This window comes from Micromonospora sp. NPDC002411, from assembly GCF_053592955.1.
In genome coordinates this window covers 1-5,359 of record NZ_JBSFBM010000408.1, presented here as the reverse complement: position 1 = coordinate 5,359, position 5,359 = coordinate 1, and the positions used below count along the sequence as shown (strand labels likewise).

The 5,359-nt window shown below is 73.6% G+C and carries 4 protein-coding genes; 2 read left to right on the top strand and 2 right to left on the bottom strand.

What is annotated here, in order from left to right; translation table 11 throughout:
* Positions 1-180 precede the first annotated feature (180 nt).
* Together ACWCO3_RS30950 and ACWCO3_RS30945 are read left to right on the top strand one after the other, a co-directional pair.
* Positions 181-1,701 carry a CYTH and CHAD domain-containing protein gene (locus ACWCO3_RS30950; protein ID WP_357933545.1) on the top strand — a complete coding sequence of 507 codons (1,521 nt, stop codon included), beginning with the start codon at positions 181-183 and terminating at the stop codon, positions 1,699-1,701.
* Positions 1,689-2,567 carry an NUDIX hydrolase gene (locus ACWCO3_RS30945; RefSeq protein WP_450013411.1) on the top strand — a complete coding sequence of 293 codons (879 nt, stop codon included), beginning with the start codon at positions 1,689-1,691 and terminating at the stop codon, positions 2,565-2,567. Before ACWCO3_RS30950 ends, ACWCO3_RS30945 begins: the two co-directional genes overlap by 13 nt.
* Before the next feature lie 6 nt (positions 2,568-2,573).
* Here ACWCO3_RS30945 and ACWCO3_RS30940 read toward each other — a convergent pair whose 3' ends face one another.
* Both ACWCO3_RS30940 and ACWCO3_RS30935 read right to left on the bottom strand, forming a co-directional pair.
* Positions 2,574-4,508: an endonuclease/exonuclease/phosphatase family protein gene (locus ACWCO3_RS30940; RefSeq protein ID WP_357933542.1), complete on the bottom strand. Its 1,935-nt coding sequence runs from the start codon at positions 4,506-4,508 to the stop codon at positions 2,574-2,576.
* A gap of 140 nt (positions 4,509-4,648) precedes the next feature.
* Positions 4,649-5,332 carry an HU family DNA-binding protein gene (locus ACWCO3_RS30935; protein ID WP_450013413.1) on the bottom strand — a complete coding sequence of 228 codons (684 nt, stop codon included), beginning with the start codon at positions 5,330-5,332 and terminating at the stop codon, positions 4,649-4,651.
* Positions 5,333-5,359: the final 27 nt, after the last annotated feature.

The window sequence follows — 5,359 nt, the reverse complement described above, 5'->3', positions numbered from 1 at the left end:
CTGGACCAGGTGCTGACCGCCGCGATGAGCCCTGACGTGGACGCGTTCGAGCTGTCCAGCGACGGTAGCTGGACCCGGCATACCAGCGCCGACGACAACACCCGGTCGCATCTACAGGAAGTGTTGTTGCGCCGCGTCGGTGGCACGGCCGGCTGACCGATCACCGCATAGGCTGGGTTGATGGTCGAGGAGGAGCAGAAGTACGAGGTGGACGACGCCTACGTGCTGCCGGACCTGGCCGCCACGGCACCGTCCGGGGGCCGCGTCCGGGCGCTGCCCCCGGTGACGCTCGTCGCCCGCTACCTCGACACGGTCGACCTGAGGCTGGCCCGCGCCGGTGCCTCGTTGCGCCACCGCCGGGGTGACGAGCTGCCCTGGACGGTGAAACTGCCGACCGGCACACCAGGCGTCCGGCACGAGGTATCCCGCCCGGGGCCTAAGGGACAGCCGCCGCCGGAGCTGGTGGAGCTGGTCACCGTCCTGCACCGGGGGGCGCCGCTGGCCCCGGTGACTGTGGTCCGGACGGTCCGGCACGCGTACGAGGTGTGCGACAAGGCGGGCACGGTGCTCGCCGAGGTGGTGGACGACCGGGTGACAGTGCTGGACGACTCCGGCGCCACCACCGACACGTTCCGCGAGCTGGAGGTCGAGCGCAAGGGCGGCGACCGTGCGCTGCTCGACCGGATCGGCACGGTGTTACGCGAGGCCGGCGCCCAGGGTGGGTCGTTCACCCCGAAGCACGTACGGGCGCTGGGCGAGAGAGCACAGGCCGATCCGGACCTGGTCGCGCCAAACGGGCTGCCCGCCGAGCCGACAGCAGGTGACGTGGTGACCGAGGCGCTCCGTAAGGAGATCCGCCGGCTGCTGGCGCACGACCCGCTGGTCCGACTACGCGCCCCGGGCACCGGCGGCGACACCGGTGTGCACCAGATGCGGGTGGCCTGCCGACGCCTCCGCAGTGACCTGCGCACCTTCAAGGCATTGGTCCGCAAGACCTGGTCCCGTCCACTGCGCACCGAACTGCGGTGGCTGGCCGGTGTCCTCGGCGCGGCCCGCGACGCCGAGGTGTTGCGCGCCCGGCTGCGCACCACCGCCGACGCGGATCCGCTCAGCCCGCTCGACGGGGACGCCGTGGACCGGCTGGACGAGGTGCTCGCCGCACGGCAGCGATCGGCACTCGCCGCCATCGACGAGGCATTGCGTACCCCCCGCTACCTGGCCCTGGTGGACTCCCTGGTGCTGGCCTCCGCCTCGCCCCGGCTCACCCGGCGGGCGACCGCTCCGGCGGCGAAGGCGCTGCCCGCGTTGGTGGCCCGCCCCTGGTCTCGGCTCACCGGGCCGGACGGCGTCGACGGGCTCGACGCCCGGTCGCCGGACGACAGGTGGCACGCCGTTCGCAAGGAGGCCAAGCAGGCCCGGTACGCGGTCAACGCGGTGGCACCGACGGTCGGCCAGGGCGCGCGCCGGCTGTCCCGAGCCCTGGCCCGCGTGCAGGACGTGCTCGGCGAGCACCAGGATGCGGCGGTCGCGGCGGACACCTGGCTGGAGATCGCCGCCGAGCTGCCGGACGACCACGAGCTGGCGGTCACCGCCGGGCGGCTCGCCGAGCGGGAACGCGCCTCCGTACACCGGATGCGGTCTTCCTTCCCGGCGGCCTGGCACCGGGCCACCCGACGGCGGCGGACGAGTTGGCTGCCGTGACCGGCATCCGCGCGGCGGGCGGGGTGGCCTGGCGGCCGACCGCCGACGGCGTATACGTCTGCGTGGTGCACCGCCCCCGCTACGGCGACTGGACGTTGCCCAAGGGCAAGCTGGAGCCGGGCGAGCACGCCCTGGCGGCGGCCGTCCGCGAGGTGGCCGAGGAGGCCGACGTGCAGGGCGTACCGCAGGTCCGGCTGCCGTCGGTGCGGTACCGCAGCGAGGGGCAGCCCAAGCTGGTCGACTACTGGTCGATGCTCGCGGTCGCCAGCGGGGGTTTCCAACCGGGCACCGAGGTGGACGACATCCGCTGGCTCGCGGTGGACGACGCGATCCGACTGGTCAGCTACCCCCACGACGCCGAGGTGCTGGCGGCGTTCGCCGCGCTGCCGTCGGTGACCGCCACCGTCGCGCTGGTCCGGCACGCGCACGCCGGTAAGCGGGCCACCTGGTCCGGCCCGGACGTCGGGCGGCCCCTGGACGCCGAGGGATGGGCCCAGGCAACCGCGCTGGGCGGGCTGGTGGCCCTGATCCGGCCGTCCCGGCTGGTGTCGGCGTCACCGCGACGGTGTGTGCAGACACTGGACCCGGCTGCCGCGCTGCTCGACCTGCCGATCGAGGTCTGCGGCGACCTCGACGAGCCACAGCCCGGCCAACAGAGCGACGAGCAGATCCTGGCCACCGCCGCCCGGCTGCTGGAGTTGGCCAACGCCGGCGGCCAGGCCGCGGTGTGCAGCCAGGGCAAGGTGCTGCCGGGTGCCCTGGAGCAGCTGACCGGCCGCACCGACGAGGACTTCAGCACGCCCAAGGGCGGCGGTTGGCTGCTCGCCTTCACCGCCGACCGCCTGTTGGCCGCCGACCGCTTGTAGAGCCCCTCAGCGGGGCGGCAGGGTCACTGTCACCGCGACCGGCAGGTGGTCGCTGGCAGTGCTGCGGGGCGCGACCGGGTTTCTGGGGGTCAGACCGGCCGAGACGAAGATGTGGTCGATCTGCTCGCGGGGGTCGTCTGCGGGGCTGGTCGCCAGCGGTCGGGCGGCAGCCAACGCGTCGACCAGACCGGCGGCCGTGAACTGCTCGAACGCCTCGTCCCCCGGCTCGGTGTTCATGTCGCCCGCCACCACCAGCGGTCGGCCGGCGGCGTACCGGATGGCGAAGTCGGCGACCGCGCGGGCCTGGACCACCGGGCCCTTCCCGGGCGGCGGTTGCAGGTGGGTGCTGACCACCGCGGTACGCACACCGTCGCTGAGGTCCAACGTCACGCCGAGGGCCTGCGCCCCGGTGGGCGCCCCGACGGCTGGCAGCGGGAGGCTCCGCGCGTCGTCCATCGGCCAACGGCTGAGCACGGCGTCACCCCACACCGGGTCGGCCGCCGGCGCGAAGACGTACGGCATGCCGAGCCGGTCGGCCATCACGTCAAGGGTGTCGTGCCCGCCGTTGAGCAGCCAGGCCCGGTCCACCTCACTGAGCAGCACCACGTCGGGGCGTTGCCGCTCGACCACCTCGGTGAGCCCGGTCAGGTCGAACCGACCGTCCAACCCGAAGCCCATCCGGATGTTGTACGCCACCACGGTGAGCCGCTCCGGTGGGCCGTCCCGGTTGCTGGCCACCGGAACCTCGTCGGCGACCACCGGTGCCAGCAGCGCCAGCGCGGTGACCGCCGCGGCAGCCCGTAGCGGCGGAAACGGCCCGGGGAGCCACTGGACGACGGGTTGGGCGGTGAACGCCACGACCGCGACCAGACCGGCCACCACCACGGGCACCGCCGCGTTGGGGTACCCGAGGTCGTAGGCGGAGTAGTACCCGACCGCCCCCAGCGCGAAGACCAGCATGCCGATGGCCACCGCGTACCCCCGGCGGGCCGCCGCCGCGCTGGTGACGTCGCTCGTGGTTCCGCTGCCCGCGCCCGTCGGCTCGGTCTCCGCCGTCTCGTTGGGGCGGTTGGCGTCGTCGGTCAGGGCGAGGCAGGCGCCGAGACCGACGGCGGCCAGCAGGACGGCCGGGACGAGCAGGTCGCCCCGGTCGCTGGCGAACAGCAGCGCGCCCACCAGCAACGCCACCGGCCCGTACGCGCGGCCCCACCCCCGGGGTGGCCGGGTCGACGCGGTGAACAGGAACGCCGCGACCGCGACCGGCACCGGCGCCAGGCCGAACAACGGCGAACCCGCCACACCGTCCCCGGCGAACAGGTACGACATCCCGGTCCGGGCCAGCGCCGGGGAGAGTGCCACCATTCCGGCCAGCAGCAGCGCCGGACCGGCCAGCAGCCAGGCCCGCGCGCCACCGTCACCACCACCGGCCAGCGCTACCGGCTGCGCCGTGCCGAGCAGGAACAGCAGCACCACGACGGAGCTGAACAACCACGCCACCCAGGTGCCCCACCAGACCACGTCGACGGTGTCCCACAGCGCGTGCAGGGCCGCGTTGACCGCGAAACCCAACGCCAGCCCCGGAACCGGACGGTCGGTGTCGGCGGCGACGCCGACCAGCCAGACCAGCCCGGCGAGCAGACCGGCGGTGGCCAACCAGAGCTGCGTACGCCCGCCCGGCGCGGCGGTGAGTGCGAGCCGGGCGAGGGCGAGCACGACGGCGGCGACAACCACGACCGGTCGGGCACCGACCCGGCGGACCACCGCGGGCGCGCCCAGCGCGAGTACGAACCAGCCGAGGGCGAACGCGCCCATCAACTCGGCCGGGGTGGACGCCGCCTGGCCGAAGATGGTGATGATGCCGGGCAGCCAGACCCGCAGCACGTCGATGAGGAGGATGACGCCCAGCGCGAGCGTCCCGGTGGTGAGCTGGCGATAGCGCACCGGCGCCCCATTTCCCGTCGACGGGCCGGCGGAGGGGGGCCGGCACGGCGATTCTGCGCGAGCGGACCGAACGGGTCAACGGTTCGCGTACGCCGAAAGGGCGCCCACCAACGGGTGGACGCCCTTTCGTAGTGGGTCGGTCAGCGCTTGCTGGCCGCCTTCTTGGCCGGAGCCTTCTTCGCCGGCGCCTTCTTTGCCGCCGTGCTCTTGCTCGCCGCCGCGGTGGTCTTCTTCGCCGCGGTCGACTTGGTCGCCGCGGTGGTCTTCTTCGCCGCGGTGGTCTTCTTGCTGGCGGCCGTCTTGGTCGCCGTGGTGCTCTTGCTCGCCTTGGCCGGGGCGGTCTTCTTGCTGGCGGCCGTCTTGGTCGCCGTGGCGGTCTTGCTCGCCTTGGCCGGGGCGGTCTTCTTGCTGGCCGCCTTCGCCGTGGTCGCCTTGGTGCCCGCCGCCTTGGCGGTGGCCGCCTTGGTGCCGGTCGCCTTCGTGCCCGCCGCCTTGGCCGTGGCGGTGCTGGTGGCGGTCTTCTTCGTCGCCGCCGCGGCCTTCGGCACCTTGCCGCTGGCCACCATCTCCTTGAACCCGGCGCCGGGGCGGAAGGTCGGGACTGACGTCTTCTTGACCTTCACCGCCTCGCCGGTACGCGGGTTGCGCGCTGTTCGCGCGCCACGCACACGCTTTTCGAATGCTCCGAATCCGGTGATCGCCACCTTCTCGCCCTTGGTGACCGCCGCCTGGACCTCGGTGAGGACCGCGTCGAGCGCGGCCGTCGCCATCTTCCGGTCCCCCAGGCGAACGGCGAGCGCCTCGATGAGCTCGGCCTTGTTCACGACTTCCTCCCGATTGTGCAACTGACT

Coding starts and splice junctions, on each gene's coding strand:
- ACWCO3_RS30950 (WP_357933545.1), top strand. CDS start 181: ATGGTCGAGGAGGAGCAGAAGTACGAGGTGGACGACGCCTACGTGCTG.